Origin of the sequence: Bradyrhizobium sp. SZCCHNRI2009, from assembly GCF_032485115.1 — a bacterium.
GTDB lineage: Bacteria > Pseudomonadota > Alphaproteobacteria > Rhizobiales > Xanthobacteraceae > Bradyrhizobium.
In genome coordinates, this window is sequence record NZ_JAUEUH010000008.1 from 169,636 (window position 1) to 190,644 (window position 21,009).

Genomic DNA, 21,009 nt, shown 5'->3' on the forward strand with positions numbered 1-21,009 from the left:
GGACGAACTGCGATCGCCAACCTGATTGATAGCTGCCCGTTGTGGCCGATCCACGACCGCACAGGGCAGCGATCAGTTGTTTGTAGATATTTCCTTCAGGCAGCCGAGGCTGGCTGCGGCCAGCCCCGGCTTCATCAGATCAGAAGTCCATCGACGGCGCGGCCGCGGCGGCGTCCGCCTTCTTCGGCTTGTCGGCCACCAGCGCCTCGGTGGTGATCAGCAGCGAGGCGACCGAGGCCGCATCCTGCAGCGCGGTACGGACCACCTTGGCGGGGTCGATCACGCCGGCCTGCACCAGATCCTGGTACTCGCCGGTCGCGGCGTTGAAGCCCCAGCTGTAGGTATCCTTCTCCAGCAGCTTGCCGACCACCAGCGAGCCGTCGTCACCGGCGTTCTGCACGATCTGCCGCACCGGCACCTGGATGGCGCGCCGGACGATGTCCACGCCGGCCTTCTGGTCGGCGTTAACAGTCTTGACGCCGTCGAGCACCTTGGTGGCGCGCAGCAGCGCGACGCCGCCGCCGGGCAGGATGCCCTCCTCCACCGCGGCGCGGGTGGCGTGCAGCGCATCGTCGACGCGGTCCTTGCGCTCCTTGACCTCGACCTCGGTGGCGCCGCCGACCCGGATCACCGCGACGCCGCCGGCGAGCTTGGCGAGCCGCTCCTGCAGCTTCTCGCGGTCGTAGTCGGAGGTGGTCTCCTCGATCTGCAGCCTGATCTGCTGGGTGCGCGCCTCGATGTCCTTCCTGGCGCCGGCGCCGTCGACGATCGTGGTGTTCTCCTTGTCGACCACGACCTTCTTGGCGCGGCCGAGCATCGACAAGGTGACGTTCTCGAGCTTGATGCCGAGATCCTCGGAGATGGTCGTGCCGCCGGTGAGGATCGCGATGTCCTCCAGCATGGCCTTGCGGCGATCGCCGAAGCCCGGCGCCTTGACGGCGGCGATCTTCAGGCCGCCGCGCAGCTTGTTGACGACCAGGGTGGCCAGCGCCTCGCCTTCGACATCCTCGGCGACGATCAGCAGCGGCTTGCCGGACTGCACCACGGCTTCGAGCAGCGGCAGCATGGTCTGCAGACCCGACAGTTTCTTCTCGTGGATCAGGATGTAGGGATCCTCGAGCTCGACCCGCATCTTCTCGGAATTGGTGACGAAGTACGGCGAGACGTAGCCGCGGTCGAACTGCATGCCTTCGACCACCTCGAGCTCGGTGTCGAGGCTCTTGGCCTCCTCGACCGTGATCACGCCCTCATTGCCGACCTTCTGCATGGCCTCGGCGAGGAAGCGGCCGATCTCGTTGTCGCCATTGGCCGAGATGGTGCCGACCTGCGCGATCTCGTCATTGCTGGTGATCTTCTTGGCGTGCGACTTGAGATCCTTGACGATCGCGTCGACGGCGAGATCAATGCCGCGCTTCAGATCCATCGGGTTCATGCCGGCGGCGACCGACTTCGCGCCTTCCTTGACGATGGCCTGGGCGAGCACGGTGGCGGTGGTGGTGCCGTCGCCGGCGAGATCGGCGGTCTTCGAGGCCACCTCGCGCACCATCTGCGCGCCCATGTTCTCGAACTTGTCCTCCAGCTCGATCTCCTTGGCGACCGTCACGCCGTCCTTGGTGATGCGCGGCGCGCCGAACGATTTCTCGATCACGACGTTGCGGCCCTTGGGACCGAGCGTGACCTTCACGGCATTGGCGAGGATGTCGACGCCGCGCAACATGCGATCGCGCGCGTCGGTCGAAAACTTCACGTCCTTGGCAGCCATGTTCGTCGTCTCCTTTCTCTCGATGACTGTCAGTTGAGGGAATCACGCAGCCTTCTTGGCCGCGACGGGCGTGTCGATGATGCCGAGCAGATCGCTCTCCTTCATGATCAGAAGATCCTTGCCGTCGATCTTGACCTCGGTGCCCGACCATTTCCCGAACAGCACCCGGTCGCCGGGCTTGACGTCGAGCGGCACCAATTGCCCCTGCTCATTCCGCGCGCCAGGACCCGCGGCAACGATCTCGCCCTCCTGCGGCTTCTCATTGGCGGTGTCGGGAATGATGATGCCGCCCTTGGTCTTCTCCTCGGCATCGATACGGCGCACGAGCACGCGGTCGTGCAATGGACGGAAATGCATGCACATCCTCCTTTACAGATCAGCGATGTCATAAGCCTCGGGTCCCATCAGGCCCCCGAGCGAGCAACGACCTAGGAAAGCCGAACTTTTCGTTCAAGAGGGTCACGTAAATTTTTTGGCACTCTCGGGGAACGATTGCCAGTGCGGCTCTTGAACCGGGCCGGCCGCTTTCCCAGTTCTGTCGTCGCCAAAAAATCCTGATCGCGCTTGTTGGGGATCACGATGCAGCTTCCGCCTTTTCTCCGGGCCGTCCTGGCGCCTGCCATTCTGCTTTGCCTGATGACCGGGCCTGCCTTGGCCCAAATTCCCGATCTCAAGCTCGGCCGGGTGCCGACGCTGGCCCCGCTGGTCAAGGAAGTGACGCCCGCCGTCGTCAACATCTCGGTCGAAGGCAAGGTCCGCCAGGACAATCCGCTCTACCAGGACCCGCTGTTTCGCGAGTTTTTCGACGTCCCCAAGCAGGTCGAGAAGCAGATCAGCGCCACCGGCTCGGGCGTCATCGTCGATGCGCAGCGCGGCTACGTCATGACCGCCAATCACGTCGTCGAGCACGTCACGACAGCGCAGATCCGCACCAAGGATGGCCGCAAATTCGCCGCCCGCCTGGTCGGGCGCGATCCCGCCACCGATATCGCGCTGCTGCAGATCAGGGACCCCATCGACCTCAAGGCCATCGCGCTTGGCGACAGTGATGCGCTCGAGGTCGGCGACTTCGTGATCGCCGTCGGCAACCCGTTCGGTCTTGGCCAGACCGTCACCTCGGGTCTCGTGAGCGCGCTCGGACGAACCGGCCTCGGCAAGCAGGGCTACGAGGATTTCATCCAGACCGACGCTGCGATCAATCCCGGCAATTCCGGCGGCGCGCTGATCAATCTGCGCGGCGAGCTGGTCGGCATCAACACCGCGATCATCTCGCCCGGCGGCGGCAATGTCGGCATCGGCTTCGCCGTCCCGATCAACATGGCGCGGCGGGTGATGGAGCAGCTCGTCGCCAACGGCCGCGTCGATCGCGGCCGCATCGGCGTGACCCTGCTCGACCTGGATGCGCCGGCCGATGGCCGGATTCAGGGCGCGCGCGTCGCCGACGTCACCGTGGGCTCGCCGGCCGAACGCGCGGGACTGCGCAAGGGCGACATCATCGTGAAGGCGAACGACATGCCGGTGCGCAGCGCCACGCAGGTGCGCAACCTGATCGGCCTCACACCGGTCGGGCAGCGCGTCCGTCTCGTGTTCGAGCGCGACCGCGCGCTCGGCAATGCGACGGTGGAGGTCGCACCGGTCACCGAAGAACGTGCGCGCGCGAGAACCTCGGGCTGAGAATTCAACTTCAGTTCGTTGTTAGCTGCGCATACCACGTGGAGTAAATTTTTACCGTGCATCAAGCATGCAGCGAGACGCCGATACCTCTCTAAACGCCTGTTAAGTGCTATCGCGCTTATTGCAACCCCGCGGAGGTATTGAAATGCGGGGTGATGGTTTGGCGTTCAGTTTGCCACGCTGGCGCGTGACGCGCTGGCTGGCCGACCCGGGATATCCGGTGTCATCAGATATCCGCCGCGCATTGACGCGTGAGCTCTACGGCTGCTGGTCGGTGTTCGCCGGCGGCGCCATCAACACCGTTGCTGTCGCCGCAGCGCTCGCACTGCGTACGCCGAGCCCGCTCTTCATCACCTGGTTCGTGCTCGAAGTCGCGATCTGCCTGTCGCGGCTGATCGTGATGATCATTGCCTACCGCCGCGCCCGCGAGCGGCTGGCGACGCCGACCGACATCCACATCCTGCTGTCGGTGGCCTGGAGCGCCAGCGTCGGTTTCGGCGTCGGCATCAGCCTCGCGTCCGGCGACTGGGTGGCCGCGTCACTGACCTGCATCTCCTCGGCCGCCATGGTGGGCGGCATCTGCTTTCGCAATTTCAGCGCGCCGCGCCTGGTCGGCACGATGATCCTGTTCAGCATCGGCCCCGTCATCCCCGGCGTCGCGACGTCGCATGAGCCGTTGTTGTTCGCGATGTATCTGCAGATGCCGGTCTACTTCCTCGCCATGACCGGCGCGGCGTTCCGGCTCAACAAGATGCTGGTGGCGGTCATGCAGGCCAAGCGCGAGAGCGACGAGCGGGCGCGGCTCGATCCACTCACGGGCCTGTCCAACCGCGCCGGCCTGGTCGATGCGCTGCAGAGCAGGCTCGACGCCGGCGGCGATCGGAGCTTCGCCGTCCTGTATCTCGATCTCGATGGCTTCAAGCCGGTCAACGACACCTTCGGTCACGCCGCAGGCGACGAGCTGCTGAAGATCGTCGGCCGGACGCTGCGGCAGACCGCCTCTCGCGGCGACGTCATCGCCCGGATCGGCGGCGACGAGTTCGTGGTGCTCGCCGGCGATGATGCGCTCGACCACGCGCTGGCGCTCGGCGAGCGCATCATCGAGGTGATGACCTCGCCGATGGCCCTGCCGGGCGGCGCGCATGTCCAGATCGGCATCAGCATCGGCATCGCCGTCGCGCCCGAGCACGGCACCGATCCGGAAGCCCTGCTGTTCGCGGCGGACGCCGCATTGTATGAAGCCAAGTCGAGCGGGAAATCCTGCTGGCGATTGGCTTCGGCCGAAGCCAATCTCGCAGCGCTGCGCAAGATCGCCGGCGGCGATCTTGCGGCGAAGTCGGTCGCCAGCGCGGCGTGAGTTCAGCCTCGTGCAAACAATCAGCGCCGTCGCGGTCGTAGCCCGGACGAGCGCCTGCACTACCGTGGCATCTCCGCGAGCGCGGCGAGGATGCGGGCCCAGGAGCGGATGCCCTTGTGATAGCTCTTGAGGTCGTATTTCTCATTCGGCGAATGGATGTTGTCGTCGTCGAGACCGAAGCCGACCAGCAGTGAATCGAGACCGAGCGTCTTCTTGAAGTCCGTGACGATCGGGATCGAGGCGCCCGAGCCCATCAGGACGGTCTCCTTGCCCCACTCCTCGGTCAACGCCTGCCTGGCAGCCGCCAACGGCTTCATGGTCCAGTCGAGCGCGATCGCAGCGCCCGCCGAATGATCGCCGAACTCGACCGAGCAGTCGCCGGGGATGCGCGCCGACACGTAGTCGCGGAAGGCCTTGCGGATCTTCAGCGGGTCCTGGCCCTCGACGAGGCGGAACGAGATCTTCGCATGCGCCAGCGACGGAATCACGGTCTTGGAGCCCTCGCCGATATAGCCGCCCCAGATGCCGTTGATGTCGCAGGTCGGCCGCGACGAGATTTGCTCGATCAGCAGACGATCCTTCTCGCCGGCGGGGATCGACAGGCCGATCGGCTTGAGGAAGCTCTCGGGCGTCAGGTTGAGCTTCTTCCACTGCTCCAGGACCTCCGGCGGCACATCCTTCACGCCGTCATAGAAGCCGGGGATGGTGATGCGCCCGTCGGCGTCGAACAGGCCGCCGAGGATCTCGGTCAGCACGCGGATCGGATTGCGCGCGCCGCCGCCGAACACGCCGGAATGCAGATCGCGATTGGCGGCCTTGATCTTCACCTCTTCATAGAGCAGCCCGCGAAGCGAGGTCGTGATCGCCGGGGTGTTCGGGTCCCACATGCCGGTGTCACAGACCAGCGCGAAGTCGGCCTTGAACTCGTCCTTGTTGGCTTCGAGGAACGGCACGAAGTTCTTGGAGCCGACCTCCTCCTCGCCTTCGATCAGCATCGTGATGTCGAGCGGCAGCGCGCCCGTCACCTTCTTCCAGGCGCGGCAGGCCTCGACGAAGGTCATCAGCTGGCCCTTGTCGTCCTCGGCGCCGCGCGCGACGATGATCTTGCGGCCGTCGGCATGGTCGGCGACCACGGGCTCGAACGGCGGCCGATGCCACAGCTCGAGCGGATCGACCGGCTGCACGTCGTAATGGCCGTAGAACAGGACATGTGGCTTGGCCGCGCCATGGCCGTTGCTCTTGCCGACCACGGCCGGATGGCCGGCGGTCGGCCGCACTTCGGCGGCGAAACCGAGCGTCGCAAGATCCTTGGCAAGATGGTCGGCTGCTGCCTTGCAATCCCCAGCGAAGGCCGGATCGGCCGAGATCGACTTGATCCGGATCAGCGCAAACAGCCGCTCCAGGCTATTGTCGAAGTCGGCGTCGATGTGGTCGAGAACGGATTGAAGCTGCGCATTGGCCATGGCCACCGGATCCTTCGCATGTAACGGCTATCGGCCCGCTTGTAGCTCCGTTGCGCGGTCCGGGCCAGCCTCATGCAAAGGCAGCAAATGCCGCCTGCCCCCCAATCGGCGCAGATGACATGACAAGGCCATCACGCCGACCGGGAACACGACACCATATCAACGCCGCAGCAGTCCACCTAGCGCGCCACGCACGAGGGAGCGGCCGATCGAACTGCCCAAGGAGCCGCCGACCTGCTTGCCGAGATCGGCCGCGATCCCGCCCACCACCTTGTCGGAGACCGAGCGGGCGACGTTGCGCGCGATCACCTGCGTGGTCGAGAGCTGGCCGCGCTTGACGTTGGTGCCGAAAATCGTCGCGGCGATGTCGCCGATCTTGCCGAGCACGCTGCCGGAGGAGGCTTCCGTCGTCGCGGCGGTTCCGCTGATCCGCTTCTGCAGCAGCTCGTAGGCGGACTCGGCGTCGATCGCGGTGTCGTATTTGCCCTTGACCGGGCTCGCGGCGATGATCGCCTTGCGCTCCTCGGGCGTGACGGGTCCGATGCGCGCCGACGGCGGCCGGATCAGGACGCGCTCCACCATCGCCGGCGTACCGTTGCCCTCCAGGAACGACACCAGCGCCTCGCCCTTGCCGAGCTCGGTGATCACCTTGGCGGTGTCCAGCTTGGGATTGGGGCGGAAGGTGTCGGCGGCCGCGGCCACCGCCTTCTGATCGCGCGGCGTGAAGGCGCGCAGCGCGTGCTGCACGCGATTGCCCAATTGCCCGAGCACCCGGTCAGGAACATCGAGCGGATTCTGCGTGACGAAATAGACGCCGACACCCTTCGACCGGATCAGCCGCACCACCTGCTCGATCTTGTCCATCAGCGCCTTCGGCGCATCGTTGAACAACAGATGCGCCTCGTCGAAGAAGAAGACCAGCTTGGGCTTGGCGAGATCGCCGACCTCCGGCAGCTCCTCGAACAGCTCGGACAGCATCCACAACAGGAACGTCGCGTAGAGTCGCGGGCTCTCCAGCAGCCTGTCGGCGACGAGGATGTTGATCATGCCGCGGCCGTCGCGGTCGGTCTTCATGAAGTCGGTGAGCGCCAGCGCCGGCTCGCCGAAGAACTTCGTGCCGCCCTGGTTCTCGAGCACGAGCAACTGCCGCTGGATCGTGCCAACGGTCGCGCGCGTGACATTGCCGAACGACTGCGCCGCCTTCCGGATCGGCGCCAGCGGATCGGCCTCCGCATCCGCACCCTTCTTGCCGGCCTCCGGAATGATCGCGTCGAGCAGCGCGCGCAGATCCTTCATGTCGATCAGGGCGAGGCCGTTCTCGTCGGCCACGCGGAACGCGACGTTGAGCACGCCTTCCTGGACATCATTGAGGTCGAGCATCCGCGCCAGCAGCAGCGGTCCCATCTCGGTAACGGTGGCGCGCACCGGATGGCCCTGCTCCCCGAACACATCCCAAAATACCGTCGAGAACTGATCGGGCTGATAGGTGAGGCCGAGCTCGGTGGCGCGCTTGAGGATGAAGTCCTTCGCTTCGCCGGTCTGCGAGATGCCCGAGAGATCACCCTTGATGTCGGAGGCGAAGACCGGAACACCGGCACGGGCAAAACCCTCGGCCATCACCTGTAGCGAGACTGTCTTGCCGGTGCCGGTCGCGCCGGTGACCAGTCCATGGCGATTGGCAAGCGCAAGCGTCAACCAGGCCGGCTGCTCTCCGGCACCCACGAAGATCTTGTCGTCGGTATCAGCCACGGGTTTTCCGGATGGTGCCATGATGATCCATCTTTCGAGAGAGAATGTTTCGCATCACACGTGGTGCGGAGCATCGCGCGCGATAACATAGTTGAGTTTCGCGAGTTGGAACCAGCGTCAGGGTGCCTCACCTCTTCGCACGGCACGCACTCTTCTTAGCATTGGTGCTGCGCGATGCGCACGTTTGATCCGTGGATTCAACATCCGGTCTTGCATCGCTGCAACAGTTCATCGTCGATCGCGAATCGATTCGCGCACCGAGCCGGCTCCTCGCTTGTAATTCACGGATCGTCCGATCAAGATGAATTCAGCGAGAGGACATCCGGTCGTGGGGGACCGGATGAGACGGGGTTCACATGAACGAGTTGATTGAGCCGCTGGCCAGAACGGCCGGCATCAGTAAAGTCGTGGCTGAAATCATCGGCATCGGGCCTGACTTCCTTAGCGGCAATGGACGGCAATGGCAGGCGCCGCAGCCGTCAGCCGGTGAACTTTTTGCGTTCGGCCGCGACCAAATCGAAGCCGATCAGTTGGCACGATCGCGACAGGCACACCCGGCCTGAGCCCGGTTGCCCCAAGCCCGACCGCCCGGGCCATATCACCTGAAGCACCTTCGCGCGCGCCGAGTATCATGACATATCCGATCACCGAACTCGAAGGCATGACGACCTTCTATGCCGCCAAGCTGAAAGCTTTGGGCATCCGGACCACCGACACATTTCTCGAAGCCGCCCGGACCGTGAAAGGGCGTAAGGCGCTGGCCGCCAAGACCGGCATCAGCGAGCAGCAACTGCTCGATTGGGCAAACGCCGCCGATTACATGCGCATTCCCGGCATGGGCAAGGCCAAGGTCTGCCTCGTCCGCGCAGCCGGGGTGACCACCGTGCGCGAGCTGGCGCACCGCAATCCCGCCCGGCTGGCGCAGAACATCAAGGAAGTGAACACCCGGCGAAAACTGGTTCGGATCCTGCCGTCGGAGAAGTCGGTCGGCCAGCTCATCGAAAGGGCGCGCCGGCTGGAGCCGAAGATCAGCTATTGACCAGCCTCTAGATTGACCGCGCTTGTGCAGCGCGACACCTTGACTTGAGGGTGGCAACCGCGCAAAGCGGCGCCTATGAGCGCCATTTCGCCGCACTCCGCCCCGGACCTCGCGTCGAGCCACCCGCTGCTGCGGAGCTGGCTTTCGCGTCCATTCCCGGCGGTGATGGGCATTCTCAACGTCACACCGGATTCGTTCTCGGACGGCGGCCGTTTCGATGCACCGGAACGCGCCATTGCGCAGGCCGAGCGCTTGATCGCGGCCGGCGCCGACATCATCGACATCGGTGCCGAGTCCACCCGGCCCTACAAGGGCGCGGTGCCGGTCACGGCCGAGGAGGAACTGGCGCGCCTGCAGCCGATCCTGCCCGCGGTCGTCGCACTCGGCGTGCCCGTGTCGATCGACAGCATGAAATCTCAAGTTGCAGGCTACGCGCTGGACCATGGTGCTGCGATCGCCAATGATGTGTGGGGTCTGCAGCGCGATCCCGCGATGGCCGATGTCGTCGCCGCGCATGGCGCGCCGATCGTGGTGATGCACAACCGTGCTGCCGTCGATCCGGAGATCGACATCGTCGCCGACATGATCGGCTTCTTCACGCGCTCGCTCGACATCGCGGCCAAGGCCGGCATTCCCCGTGGGAACATCGTGCTCGATCCAGGCATCGGCTTCGGCAAGACGGCGGAGCAGAGCATGATTGCGCTGGCCCGGCTCGATGCATTCGCATGCTTCGGGCTGCCGCTGCTGGTCGGCGCATCGCGAAAACGTTTCATCAGCACCGTGGTGGCGTCGGAGCCGCAGGAGCGGCTCGGCGGCTCGATCGCGGCGCATCTGATTGCGGCTCGGCGCGGTGCTGCAATCATCCGGGCGCATGACGTCGCCGAAACGGTTCAGGCCGTACGCGTGGCCGCGGCAATCGAGGCACTGCGATGACCGATACGATCTTCATCAAGGGCGTTCTCATCCACGCGCGTCATGGCGTGATGGAGCATGAGAGCGAGGTCGGCCAGCGCTTCGTGATCGACCTCGAGCTCTACACCGACCTTTCGGACTCCTCGCGCAGCGACCGCCTCGCCGACACCGTGTCCTATTCCGACGTGGTGGAGACGGCGACGGCGGCGTTCAAGGACTCCAACTACCGCCTGCTCGAACGCGCGGCCGGCGCGGTGGCCGATGCGATCCTGTCGACCTTCGCCCGCATTCGCGCCGTCAAGGTCACGGTGCACAAGCCGCATGCGCCGATCGCCGCCATCTTCGAGGATGTCGGCGTGGTGCTGACGCGCTCGCGGCATCCATGACGGCGATGGCGAGCGCGCTGGTTGCTCTCGGCGGCAATGTCGGCGACGTCAGGGCGACGTTCCGGCGCGCCATTCCGGAGATCTGTGCGCGCGCGTCGGCGGCGCTTATCGCGCGCTCGTCCGACTACATCACGCCGCCATGGGGCGAGGAGCAGCAGCCGCCCTTCATCAATGCCTGCATCGAGATCGCGACCGCGATGCCTCCACGGCCGCTGCTCGGCGTTCTGCACGCGGTCGAGCGCAGGTTCGGCCGCAATCGCGCGCAGGAGACGCGGTGGGGTCCGCGGACGCTCGACCTCGATCTGATCGCCTATGACGATTTCGCGATCGACACCCCCGATCTCACGCTGCCGCACCCTCGGCTGTTCGAACGCGGCTTCGTGCTGGTACCGCTGGCCGAGATCGTGCCGGCGCGACAGATTGCCGGCCGCCGCGTCGATGAGGCCGTGCTCGCCGTTTCGCGCGACGGAATCCGGCCGTTGCCGTCAGCCGAATAGCTGACATCTCCGGCCAAACAACCGTTTGGCTTGGCCGTCCTGACGTGGCATTTTGCGCCACAACAATCGCGATAACAGACGCCCGGGAGACGCGATCCGCATGACGACCGAGACCGACGATCTGCGACTGGCCGCCGATTTTGCGCCGGCCGGCGAGGCGGACTGGCGCAAGCTGGTCGATGGCGTGCTGAAGGGCGCGGCCTTCGAGAAGCTGGTCGGCAAGACCTATGACGGGCTCGAGATCCAGCCGATCTATCCGCGCGCCAAGCATGCCGCGCCGGCCGCCGGCCGCGCGCCATCGGCGCCTTGGCAGATCATGCAGCGCGTCGATCATCCCGATCCGACCAAGGCCAATGCGCAGGCGCTGATCGACCTCGAGAATGGCGCGACCGGCTTGTCGCTGGTGTTTGCCGGGTCGAATGCCGCGCACGGCTTCGGCCTCGCCGCCAGCCCCGACGCAGTGGCGCGCGCGCTCGATGGCGTGCATCTCGATGCTGCGATTGCAATCGAATTGCACCTCGGCGACTCGCTCTCGCGCGCCTCGCTTCTCGCCGACACCGTCAAGCAGCGCGGCATCGAGGCCGCGGCCTGCGACATCCGGTTCGGCCTCGATCCGATCGGGCATGCGGCCGCTCGCGGCGCAAGCTCGCATGACGCATCGACGCTCGGCGGCAACTCGGGCGCGCTGGTCAAGCAACTGCACAAGGCCGGCTTCAAGGGCCCGTTCTTCGCCGCGGACGGCCGGGTCGTGCACGACGCCGGCGGATCGGAGGCGCAGGAGCTCGCTTTCGTGCTCGCCTCCGCCGTCGCCTATCTGCGGGCGCTCGAAGCCGAAGGCATCGCGCTCGAGACCGCGCGCGGCATGATCTATGGCCGGCTCGCCGCCGACACCGATCAGTTTCTCACGCTGGCGAAATTCCGCAGCCTGCGGCGGCTGTGGGCGCGCATCGAGGAGGCCTGCGGCCTGGCGCCAAAGCCGCTTTTCATCTCGGGCGAGACGGCTTGGCGCATGCTCACCCGGCGCGATCCTTACGTGAACATGCTGCGCGCCACCATCGCGACGTTCGCGGCCGGATTGGGCGGCGCCAATGCCGTGACGGTGCTGCCGCACACGGCCGCACTCGGCCTGCCCGACGCGTTCGCGCGCCGTGTCGCCCGCAACACGCAATTGGTGCTGCTGGAGGAAAGCAATCTCGCCCGCGTCGCCGATCCCGCCGCCGGTGCCGGCGGCATCGAGGCGCTGACCAGCGAGTTGTGCAGCGCCGCCTGGGCACTGTTCCAGGAGATCGAGAAGGCCGGCGGCGTCGTTGCGGCGTTGCAGGCGGGCCTCATCCAGGCCAAGGTCGCCGCGGTGAAGCAGGCGCGCGATGCGAACATCGCCAAGCGGCGCGACGTGCTGACCGGCGCCAGTGAGTTTCCGAATCTCAACGAGGCCGAAGTCGCCGTGGAAGCGGTCGCCCCTCTGGCCGCGCCGCTGGCGGCCAAGGCTGCGCTCAGCTTCGCACCGCTCACGCCGATCCGCCTCGCTGAAGGATTTGAGCGGCTGCGTGACCGCTCCGACAGCCTGCTGAAGAGCCAGGGACAGCGCCCCTCGGTCTTCCTCGCCAATCTCGGCACCGCCGCCGACTTCACCGCCCGCGCGACCTTCGTCCGCAGCTTCTTCGAGGCCGGCGGCATCGCCGCGATCGACGGCCAGGGCGGCGCGGATCCGGCCGCGCTCGCAGATGCATACCGCGCCTCCGGCGCCGCGATCGCCTGCCTCTGCTCGTCGGACAAGGTCTATGCCGAGGCCGCGGTTCCGGCGGCCAAGGCCCTTCAGGCCGCGGGCGCACGACATATCTATCTGGCAGGCCGGGGCGGCGAGCGGGAAGCTGCGTTGCGCGAAGCAGGCATCGGCAGCTTCGTGTTCGCCGGCGGCGACGCGCTGAAGACGCTCGAGGACGCCTATACGCATCTGGAGTGAGCATGACCGACGACACCAAGCCTCTCCTGACCGGCGGCTGCCAATGCGGTGCCGTCCGCTTCGCGTTCAAGACCACGCCGAACAAGGTCAGCATCTGTCATTGCCGGATGTGCCAGAAAGCCTCCGGCGCGCCGTTCGCCTCGTTCGCTGAGATCGACCGCGAGCACTTCGCCTGGACGCGCGGTCAGCCCGCCGCGTTCCGTTCATCCACGATCGCCGAGCGCTTCTTCTGTCCCGCCTGCGGCACGCCGCTCGGCTTCGGGCGTATTGATGGGCCGCGGATCGAGATCATGACCGGCAGCTTCGACCGGCCGGACCGGGTGGTGCCGACGCGACAATATGGCTCGGAGTCGCGACTTGGCTGGGTGGTCGCGATCGCCAATCTGCCGAGCCAGACGACACAACAGAACTATGGACCTGAGAAGATGGCGACCATCGTCAGCCATCAGCATCCGGACCACGATTGAGACGAGGACGCCGGACCATGAGCCGCATTCCCGATTTCACCGCGATCGCGTTCGAGCCCACGGCCACGCCGGCTCCCGCAGGCCCAGCCGAGCCGTGGCTCACGCCCGAAGGCATTCCGGTGAAGCCCGCCTATGGCGAGGCCGATCTCGCCGGCATCGACTTCCTCGACACCTGGCCCGGCATCGCGCCCTATCTGCGCGGCCCCTACCCGACCATGTATGTCAACCAGCCATGGACCGTCCGGCAATATGCCGGCTTCTCGACGGCCGAGGATTCCAACGCCTTCTACCGCCGCAACCTCGCCGCCGGCCAGAAGGGCCTCTCGGTCGCGTTCGATCTCGCCACCCATCGCGGCTATGATTCCGATCATCCGCGCGTCGGCGGCGACGTCGGCATGGCCGGCGTCGCGATCGACTCGATCTACGACATGCGCACCCTGTTCGCCGGCATTCCGCTCGACCAGATGAGCGTGTCGATGACCATGAACGGCGCGGTGCTGCCGATCCTGGCGCTGTTCGTCGTCGCCGCCGAAGAGCAGGGCGTGCCGCCGGAGAAGCTGTCGGGCACCATTCAGAACGACATTCTGAAAGAGTTCATGGTGCGCAACACCTACATCTATCCGCCCTCGCCCTCGATGCGGATCATCTCCGACATTTTCGCCTTCACCTCGCAGAAGATGCCGAAGTTCAATTCCATTTCCATCTCCGGCTATCACATGCAGGAGGCCGGCGCGACGCAGGATCTCGAGCTCGCCTATACGCTCGCCGACGGCGTCGAATATCTGCGCGCCGGCATCGCCGCCGGACTCGACGTCGACCGCTTCGCGCCGCGGCTGTCGTTCTTCTGGGCGATCGGCATGAACTTCTTCATGGAGGTCGCCAAGCTCCGCGCGGCGCGCCTGCTGTGGGCGAAGCTCTTGAAGCCCTTCAACCCGAAAGACCCGCGCTCGCTGTCCTTGCGTACGCACAGCCAGACCTCCGGCTGGTCGCTGACCGCGCAGGACGTCTACAACAACGTCGTGCGAACCGCCGTCGAGGCGATGGCAGCCACGCAAGGCCATACCCAGTCGCTGCACACCAACGCGCTCGACGAGGCGCTGGCGCTGCCGACCGACTTCTCCGCCCGCATTGCCCGCAACACCCAACTGTTCCTGCAGCAGGAGAGCGGCACCACCCGGATCATCGATCCCTGGGGCGGCTCGTATTATGTCGAGCGCCTCACCCGTGACCTCGCCGCCAAGGCCTGGGGCCACATCCAGGAGATCGAGGAGCTCGGTGGCATGGCCAAGGCGATCGAGGCCGGCGTGCCGAAGCTGCGCATCGAGGAGGCCTCGGCCAAGACCCAGGCCCGCATCGACACCGGCCGCCAGTCGGTGATCGGCGTCAACAAGTACAAGCCGACCGACGAGCCGCCGCTCGACGTGCTCAAGGTCGACAATTCCACCGTGCGCCGGCTGCAGATCGACAAGCTGTCGCGGCTCAAATCCGAGCGCAGGCAGGCCGAGGTCGATGCGGCGCTGTCGGCGCTCACGCGCTCGGCCGGCGACGGCAACGGCAACCTGCTGGCGCTCGCGATCGACGCGGCGCGCGCCAAGGCCACCGTCGGCGAGATTTCCGACGCGCTGGAGAAGGTGTTCGGCCGCCATCGCGCCGAGATCAAGTCCATCACCGGCGTCTACAAGCGGGAGATCGCCGCCATGTCCGGCAAAGCCGAGAAGCTGCAGGCGCTGATCGAGGCGTTCGAGGAGGCTGAGGGCCGCCGGCCACGCATCCTGGTCGCCAAGATCGGCCAGGACGGCCACGACCGCGGCCAGAAGGTGATCGCGTCGGCCTTCGCCGACATCGGTTTCGACGTCGACATCGGACCTTTGTTCGCCACCGCCGACGAGGCGGCGCGGCAGGCGGTGGAGAACGACGTGCACATTCTCGGCGTCTCATCGCTGGCGGCCGCGCATCTCACCGCGGTGCCGGAGCTGAAGGCCGCGCTCAAGAAGCAGGGCCGCGAGGACATCATGATCATCGTCGGCGGCGTCGTGCCGCCGCAGGATTATGATGCGCTGTACAAGGCCGGCGCCGAGGCGATCTTCCCGCCGGGCACCGTCATCGCCGACGCCGCCGAGGAGCTGATCCAAAAGCTCAATGCGCGGCTGGGGCACAGCGAGGCGGCGGAGTAGTCCGACTGCGTCACACCCCACCGTCATTCCGGGGCAAGGCCAAAGGCCTTGAACCCGGAATCTCGACATTGTCTTGCGTCCATTCCCGAGAGCGTCGAGCTATTGACGCGCTGTAATCAATCGCCGCGCGTTCGATCTGGGCACGATCGAACCTTTGCGGTACGTGCGCGCACAGACAACCAAACCCGGATCACAAGCCTCATGTATACTACCAAACTGCTTGTCGCCGCCCTGTTCGGCCTGCTCACCCTCTCGCCGGCGATCGCCGCCGAAGCCAAGCCCGATGCGTCGATCAAGACCAAGGCCGCCGAGGCCAGCGTCACGCTGAGTGCCGACATCAAGGCCGATCCGGCGCTCGCCGCGAATTGCCTCGCCGAAGGCCGCAAGTGGATGGACAAGCAGGCCGCGGACGCCGCCAAGGACTACAAGGCGGACAAGGAACTGTTCCGCGACGGCCCTTACACCTATGGCCGCGACTATTCGGTGCGTTCGATGGTCGCCGATCGCTATGTCAGCGTGCTGCGCAACGACTACATGGACACGCATGGCGCCCATCCCAACCGGACGGTCGACACCATCCTCTGGGACAAGGCCGCCGCCAAGCGCATCTCGATCCGCCCGTTCTTCAACGAGACCGCCGACAACGGTCCGACCATGACCGCGATCAGCAAGGCGATCATCGCCTCGCTGCGAGCAGAGAAGAAGGCGCGCGACGCCGGCGACACTGACGAGTGGTGGTTGAAGAGCGTCGAGCCGAAGCTGCTCGGCATTGGCGCCGTCACGCTCGCGCCCTCGACGCTGGCCGGCAAGAGCTCGGGCCTCACCTTCCACTATCCGCCCTACGCCGTTGGCGCCTACGCGGAAGGCGACTATGTCGCCTTCGTGCCCTGGGAAACGCTGAAGCCCTATCTCAGCGCGGAGGGGCAGGCGATCTTCGGCGGCGCGAGGCCGAAGGGGGATGCGGAGGAGAACTAGCTGGCCGGGCCGCTCGCATCCGCTATAACGGGCGCATGTCCTCTCGTTCTCCTTCGCCAAATACCACGACCTTGGCCGACGATATCAGCGCCGGCAGCCGCGCGGCGCTGGCGCGCGCGATCACGCTGGTCGAGAGCCGCCGCGCCGACCATCAGGCCGCCGCGCGCGAACTGGTGCAGGCGCTGCTGCCACGGACGGGGCACGCGATCCGCGTCGGCATCACCGGCTCGCCCGGCGTCGGCAAGTCCACCACGATCGATGCTCTCGGCATGTTCCTGATCGGACAGGGCCACAAGGTCGCGGTGCTCGCGGTCGATCCGTCCTCGGCGCGCACCGGCGGTTCGATCCTCGGCGACAAGACGCGGATGGCGCGATTGTCCCATCACGAGCACGCCTTCATCCGCCCCTCGCCCTCGTCGGGCACGCTCGGCGGCGTCGCCGCCAAGACGCGCGAGGCGATGCTGCTGTGCGAGGCCGCAGGCTTCGACGTGATCCTGGTCGAGACGGTCGGCATCGGCCAGTCCGAAACCGCGGTCTGCGACATGACCGATTTCTTCCTCGCCCTGATGCTGCCGGGCGGCGGCGACGAGCTGCAGGGCATCAAGAAGGGCCTGGTCGAGCTCGCCGACATGATCGCGATCAACAAGGCCGATGGCGACAACGTCAAGCGCGCCAACATCACCGCCGCCGACTATCGCGGCGCGCTGCATCTGCTCAGCCCCCGCTCCGAGCACTGGCATCCGCCGGTCGTGACCTATTCGGCGATATCAGGCACGGGCATCGCCGAGCTGTGGCAGAAGGTCCTGGATCATCGCAAGGCGATGATCGCCTCCGGGGAGTTCGCCGCGCGGCGGCGCGACCAGCAGGTGAAATGGATGTGGACCATGCTGGAGCAGCGCCTGATGGCGCGGCTGCGCACCGATCCATCCATCCGCGCGAAGGTGAAGAAGCTGGAGAGCGACGTCGCCGAGGGCCGCGTCGCGCCGGCGCTCGCCGCCGAGCAGCTCGCGGAGATGCTGACATGAGCGAGCGGCCGCGCATCCTGATCACCGGATTCGGTCCGTTTCCCGGCGCGCCGTCCAATCCGACCATGCCGCTGGTGAAGCGGTTGTCCGAGCTGCGGCGGCCAGCGCTGGACGACGTCGCCATCAGCAGCCACATCTTTCACGTGACCTATGCGACCGTGGATCGCGAGCTGCCCGCGCTGATCGCCGAGCGGCACCCGCATGCGCTAATGATGTTCGGCCTCGCCGGGCGAACGTCCTATCTGCGGATCGAGACGCGCGCCCGCAACGCGATCACCACGACCTTCCCGGATGCCGACCGCCACGTCGCGCGCAAGGGCGTGATCGTCCCGGGTGCACATCCGATGCCGTTCGGCCCGCACATGGCGCGGCTGCTGCGCGCGGCGCGCGCCACCGGCATCGATGCCCGGGCCTCGCGCGATGCCGGCAGCTATCTCTGCAACTATCTGAGCTGGCGCGCGATCGAGGCGACCAAGGCCGCCGAAGGGCCGCGGCTCGCCGCCTTCATCCACATTCCTCCCTTGCCGCGTGCCGGCACGGCGTTGCCGCACGGCAGTTCGCGCATCACGCTGGAGGGGCTCGTCGATGCCGGCGAAGCGATGCTGACGGAGCTGGTCAAGCTCGTGCGACAGGCGTCCTGTCGCACGAGCTGACGCCGATGGTGGTATGACCGCTGACGGTCAGCGCGGGATATCAGATGCTCCAGCGGCGCCGACCGCCAAATCCCCCACCGATCAAGCGCAGCAGGAGCAACAGGACCACGGCGCCGATGAAGGCGTTGATGATCGCGGCGACCAGTCCGACACCCAGATGAATGCCGAGCTGCGGCAACAGCCAGTTGCCGATGAAGGCACCGAGGAGGCCGACGATCAGGTCGCCGATCAGGCCGAAGCCGCCGCCTTCCATGACGCGGCCTGCGAGCCAGCCCGCGACAATGCCCACGAACAGAATAACCAGTAGACTCTCATTTGACAGATGCATGACCCTCTCCTCGCCGATCCATTGCGGGAACAATGTCCCCGAGTCCCATTGGTTCCCTCGGGAGAGGCTCACCGGTTCGACGGGCAACCCACGCCGGCGGGCGATCTGACGTGAAGATTTAACCCTACCGCCAACAATCCCGGGCGCAGGCGCTCATCCTCGGCATCAGCATTGAGACTTTCAGCTTAAGTCGTGGCCGCACATCATCTTTTGCGCGAGACGCTGACCATGGATGTCAATCGCCGCCGCATTCTGGCTGGATCGGCTGCCGGCGTCGCCGGGGCATTGGCCCTGCCGGCGGATGCCGCGCAGGCCACCCTCCTGATCTCCACACTCGGCCGCGACGCCACGCAATATGGCATCAAGCCCAACAGTCCCGACGACCAGACCCGCGCGCTGCAGCGTGCGATCGACGAGGCCGCCCGCGCCCAGGTGCCGCTGGCGCTGCCGCCGGGCACCTACAGGACCTCGATGCTGCGGCTTGCCAGGGGCAGCCAGATGGTCGGCGTCCGGAGTGCCACCAAGCTCGTGTTCACCGGTGGCGGCCCGTCGATGCTGTCAGCAGAAGGCGCTGACGGCCTCGGCGTCAGCGGCGTCGCGCTCGACGGCGGTGGCATTGCCCTGCCCCAGCGGCGCGGCCTGCTTCACGTTGCAGCCGGCAACGATGTCAGGATCCATGATTGCGAGATCACCCGCTCCGGCGGCAGCGGCATCTGGCTCGAGCAGGTTTCCGGCGACGTCAGCGGCAACGTCCTCACCGACATCGCGGTCACCGCGATCGTGTCGTTCGATGCCCTCGGGCTGATCGTGTCGCGCAATACCATCAAGGGGACGCGCGACAACGGCATCGAGATCCTGCGCACCGCGATCGGCGACGACGGCACGATGGTGCTCGACAACAGCATCACGGACATCAAGGCCGGCCCCGGCGGCTCGGGCCAGTACGGCAACGCCATCAACGCCTTTCGCGCCGGCAACGTGATCGTGCGCGGCAACCGCATCAGGAACTGCGACTACTCGGCAGTGCGGGGCAACTCGGCCTCGAACATCCAGATCGTCGGCAACAGCGTCAGCGACGTGCGCGAGGTCGCGCTCTACTCTGAGTTCGCATTCGAGGGCGCCGTCATCTCAGGCAATACGGTGGATGGTGCCGCCTTCGGCGTCTCCGTCTGCAACTTCAACGAAGGCGGCCGCATCGCGGTGGTCCAGGGCAACATCATCCGCAATCTGATCCCGAAGCGGCCGATCGGCACAGCACCCGACGACGATGCCGGCATCGGCATCTATGTCGAGGCGGACTCCGCGGTGACCGGGAACGTGGTCGAGAATGCCCCGTCCTACGGCATCGTCGCCGGCTGGGGTCGATATCTGCGCGACGTGGTGATCTCCGGCAACGTCGTCCGCAACGCTCTGGCCGGCGTCGGCCTCTCGGTCGTGCCGGGCGCGGGCACGGCGCTCGTCAGCAACAACATCATCTCCGGCACGCCCCGTGGCGCGGTCATCGGGCTCGATCACATCAAGCCGGTGACATCGGACCTGACGCAGGACGGTGCGCAGCGATTTGCCCATCTGACTGTCAACGGCAACGCCGTCAGCCGGTAACAGACTAATAAGCGACCGCCAGCGCTGGATAGCGGCGCTCGATGGCATCGAGATCGACCACCGGCTCGTCATACTCGGCGTCGGATTGAATGCCGATGCTCAAGGCCTGCTCCAGGGCGAACATGTCGATGCGGGACGGCGCGACGGTCGGCTCCGGCGCGATGTCGTCTTCGGCCACATAGTCGGGTTCGATGACGTCGTCCAGTTCCAGATCATCCGCGGCCAGCTCGATCTCGGGCTCGACGATGATCTTGGACTCCGCAAGGATGGTTTCGAGCGAAGGCGGCAGCGCAATGGGGCGCCGCTCGATGGGATGATTCTCATGCAGACGGAGTTTGATCGGCTCAGGCTCGGCGGGGCGCGCGGGCGCCGGTGGCGCAGCCACAACGGCAGCCGGCCTCTGGCTGGGCACGATGCTCACCTGCTCGGGCTCGGCGCGGGATAGCGCCTGCCAGGTCTGCACCGCGGCCTTGGCGTGCCGGATATCGTCGAGGAGAGACTGCTCGGTGTAGTAGCGGCGCCAGCGGCCGCTCTGGAACAGCTCGGTCAGATGGTCCAGGCGCCTTTCAGCAAGCGCGCACCAGCGTGCAGCCAGTTCGCGGCTGCAAGCCACGTCCGGTCGATGTGTCATGGGGGAGCCCGTGAGATAAGGGGACGGACGCACTCGGCACGAATCAACGCAACGTGACGTGAATATTTTGTGGAAAAGGTTAACAAAGTCTAGCTAATGCCATGTTGTTTGGCGGCCAAACCGTAGTCGTGCGGAAATTCTGTCCGTGTTTTTTCGGGCTTTGGCCAGGCGCGGAGCGCGAACGCGACCAACGGCATCCCTAGACAACCCAAGGATGTTCGACTCGGGGTGCGCGAGACACTGCCGGATATCGACGTTGCCGGGCTTCGACCTCGCCTAAAATGAAAGACCCGTCCGGGGGGACAACCGGACGGGTCGAGCCATATGGGCGCTTGGGGTGGATGGGCGCTCG

Annotated in this window: 20 protein-coding genes; 14 read left to right on the forward strand and 6 right to left on the reverse strand. The window is 66.1% G+C overall.

Translation table 11 applies throughout. The features are described from left to right. Positions 1-139: 139 nt before the first annotated feature. Positions 140-1,762 (reverse strand): chaperonin GroEL, encoded by a 1,623-nt coding sequence (gene groL, locus QX041_RS26345; RefSeq protein WP_316167038.1) that lies wholly within the window; start codon positions 1,760-1,762, stop codon positions 140-142. A 42-nt stretch (positions 1,763-1,804) separates the two neighbouring features. Beyond that, the gene (groES, locus tag QX041_RS26350; protein ID WP_316167040.1) at positions 1,805-2,119 is read right to left on the reverse strand and encodes a co-chaperone GroES; all 315 of its coding nucleotides are present in this window, start codon (positions 2,117-2,119) and stop codon (positions 1,805-1,807) included. A 222-nt stretch (positions 2,120-2,341) separates the two neighbouring features. On the opposite strand from groES, the gene QX041_RS26355 reads away from it, so the two are divergent. Continuing rightward, on the forward strand, positions 2,342-3,436 hold the full coding sequence (locus QX041_RS26355) for a trypsin-like peptidase domain-containing protein (protein ID WP_315753079.1): 1,095 nt from the start codon (positions 2,342-2,344) through the stop codon (positions 3,434-3,436). Between the two features lie 145 nt (positions 3,437-3,581). Beyond that, positions 3,582-4,793 (forward strand): GGDEF domain-containing protein, encoded by a 1,212-nt coding sequence (locus QX041_RS26360; RefSeq protein WP_316167041.1) that lies wholly within the window; start codon positions 3,582-3,584, stop codon positions 4,791-4,793. Between the two features lie 59 nt (positions 4,794-4,852). On the opposite strand, the gene QX041_RS26365 is transcribed toward QX041_RS26360, so the two are convergent. Continuing rightward, positions 4,853-6,256: a M20/M25/M40 family metallo-hydrolase gene (locus QX041_RS26365; protein ID WP_315828252.1), complete on the reverse strand. Its 1,404-nt coding sequence runs from the start codon at positions 6,254-6,256 to the stop codon at positions 4,853-4,855. A gap of 159 nt (positions 6,257-6,415) precedes the next feature. Beyond that, the gene (locus tag QX041_RS26370; protein ID WP_315716102.1) at positions 6,416-8,026 is read right to left on the reverse strand and encodes a helicase HerA-like domain-containing protein; all 1,611 of its coding nucleotides are present in this window, start codon (positions 8,024-8,026) and stop codon (positions 6,416-6,418) included. A 335-nt stretch (positions 8,027-8,361) separates the two neighbouring features. Between QX041_RS26370 and QX041_RS26375 the strand changes: the two genes are divergently transcribed. The 11 genes from QX041_RS26375 to QX041_RS26425 all read left to right on the forward strand — a co-directional run bounded on the left by QX041_RS26375 (position 8,362) and on the right by QX041_RS26425 (position 18,096). Continuing rightward, positions 8,362-8,568, forward strand: coding sequence for a hypothetical protein (locus QX041_RS26375; RefSeq protein ID WP_316167043.1), 207 nt, complete (start codon positions 8,362-8,364; stop codon positions 8,566-8,568). 68 nt (positions 8,569-8,636) lie between these two features. Further along, positions 8,637-9,044, forward strand: coding sequence for a DUF4332 domain-containing protein (locus tag QX041_RS26380; protein WP_315716100.1), 408 nt, complete (start codon positions 8,637-8,639; stop codon positions 9,042-9,044). A 75-nt stretch (positions 9,045-9,119) separates the two neighbouring features. Then, positions 9,120-9,977: a dihydropteroate synthase gene (folP, locus tag QX041_RS26385; RefSeq protein WP_316167045.1), complete on the forward strand. Its 858-nt coding sequence runs from the start codon at positions 9,120-9,122 to the stop codon at positions 9,975-9,977. Then, positions 9,974-10,342, forward strand: a complete 369-nt coding sequence (folB, locus tag QX041_RS26390) for a dihydroneopterin aldolase (protein WP_315716098.1) — start codon at positions 9,974-9,976, stop codon at positions 10,340-10,342. Before folP ends, folB begins: the two co-directional genes overlap by 4 nt. A 5-nt stretch (positions 10,343-10,347) precedes the next feature. Continuing rightward, positions 10,348-10,839: a 2-amino-4-hydroxy-6-hydroxymethyldihydropteridine diphosphokinase gene (folK, locus tag QX041_RS26395; protein WP_316167231.1), complete on the forward strand. Its 492-nt coding sequence runs from the start codon at positions 10,348-10,350 to the stop codon at positions 10,837-10,839. A gap of 100 nt (positions 10,840-10,939) precedes the next feature. Then, the gene (locus QX041_RS26400; protein WP_316167046.1) at positions 10,940-12,802 is read left to right on the forward strand and encodes a methylmalonyl-CoA mutase subunit beta; all 1,863 of its coding nucleotides are present in this window, start codon (positions 10,940-10,942) and stop codon (positions 12,800-12,802) included. A gap of 2 nt (positions 12,803-12,804) precedes the next feature. After that, positions 12,805-13,269, forward strand: a complete 465-nt coding sequence (locus QX041_RS26405; protein ID WP_315716096.1) for a GFA family protein — start codon at positions 12,805-12,807, stop codon at positions 13,267-13,269. Positions 13,270-13,286: 17 nt separating this feature from the next. Next, on the forward strand, positions 13,287-15,443 hold the full coding sequence (scpA, locus tag QX041_RS26410; protein ID WP_316167047.1) for a methylmalonyl-CoA mutase: 2,157 nt from the start codon (positions 13,287-13,289) through the stop codon (positions 15,441-15,443). Positions 15,444-15,644: 201 nt separating this feature from the next. Next, complete coding sequence (locus QX041_RS26415; protein WP_316167048.1) at positions 15,645-16,418, forward strand: RsiV family protein; 774 nt, start codon at positions 15,645-15,647, stop codon at positions 16,416-16,418. Positions 16,419-16,453: 35 nt separating this feature from the next. After that, the gene (gene meaB, locus QX041_RS26420) at positions 16,454-17,443 is read left to right on the forward strand and encodes a methylmalonyl Co-A mutase-associated GTPase MeaB (RefSeq protein ID WP_315753091.1); all 990 of its coding nucleotides are present in this window, start codon (positions 16,454-16,456) and stop codon (positions 17,441-17,443) included. Continuing rightward, on the forward strand, positions 17,440-18,096 hold the full coding sequence (locus tag QX041_RS26425) for a pyroglutamyl-peptidase I (RefSeq protein ID WP_316167049.1): 657 nt from the start codon (positions 17,440-17,442) through the stop codon (positions 18,094-18,096). Before meaB ends, QX041_RS26425 begins: the two co-directional genes overlap by 4 nt. 40 nt (positions 18,097-18,136) lie before the next feature. Here the strand turns inward: QX041_RS26425 and QX041_RS26430 are convergent, their stop codons facing one another. Continuing rightward, positions 18,137-18,424 carry a GlsB/YeaQ/YmgE family stress response membrane protein gene (locus QX041_RS26430; protein ID WP_315716090.1) on the reverse strand — a complete coding sequence of 96 codons (288 nt, stop codon included), beginning with the start codon at positions 18,422-18,424 and terminating at the stop codon, positions 18,137-18,139. Between the two features lie 228 nt (positions 18,425-18,652). Between QX041_RS26430 and QX041_RS26435 the strand changes: the two genes are divergently transcribed. Next, positions 18,653-20,026 carry a TIGR03808 family TAT-translocated repetitive protein gene (locus tag QX041_RS26435; protein WP_316167051.1) on the forward strand — a complete coding sequence of 458 codons (1,374 nt, stop codon included), beginning with the start codon at positions 18,653-18,655 and terminating at the stop codon, positions 20,024-20,026. Positions 20,027-20,030: 4 nt separating this feature from the next. On the opposite strand, the gene QX041_RS26440 is transcribed toward QX041_RS26435, so the two are convergent. Next, on the reverse strand, positions 20,031-20,690 hold the full coding sequence (locus tag QX041_RS26440; RefSeq protein WP_316167053.1) for a TIGR03809 family protein: 660 nt from the start codon (positions 20,688-20,690) through the stop codon (positions 20,031-20,033). Positions 20,691-21,009: the final 319 nt, after the last annotated feature.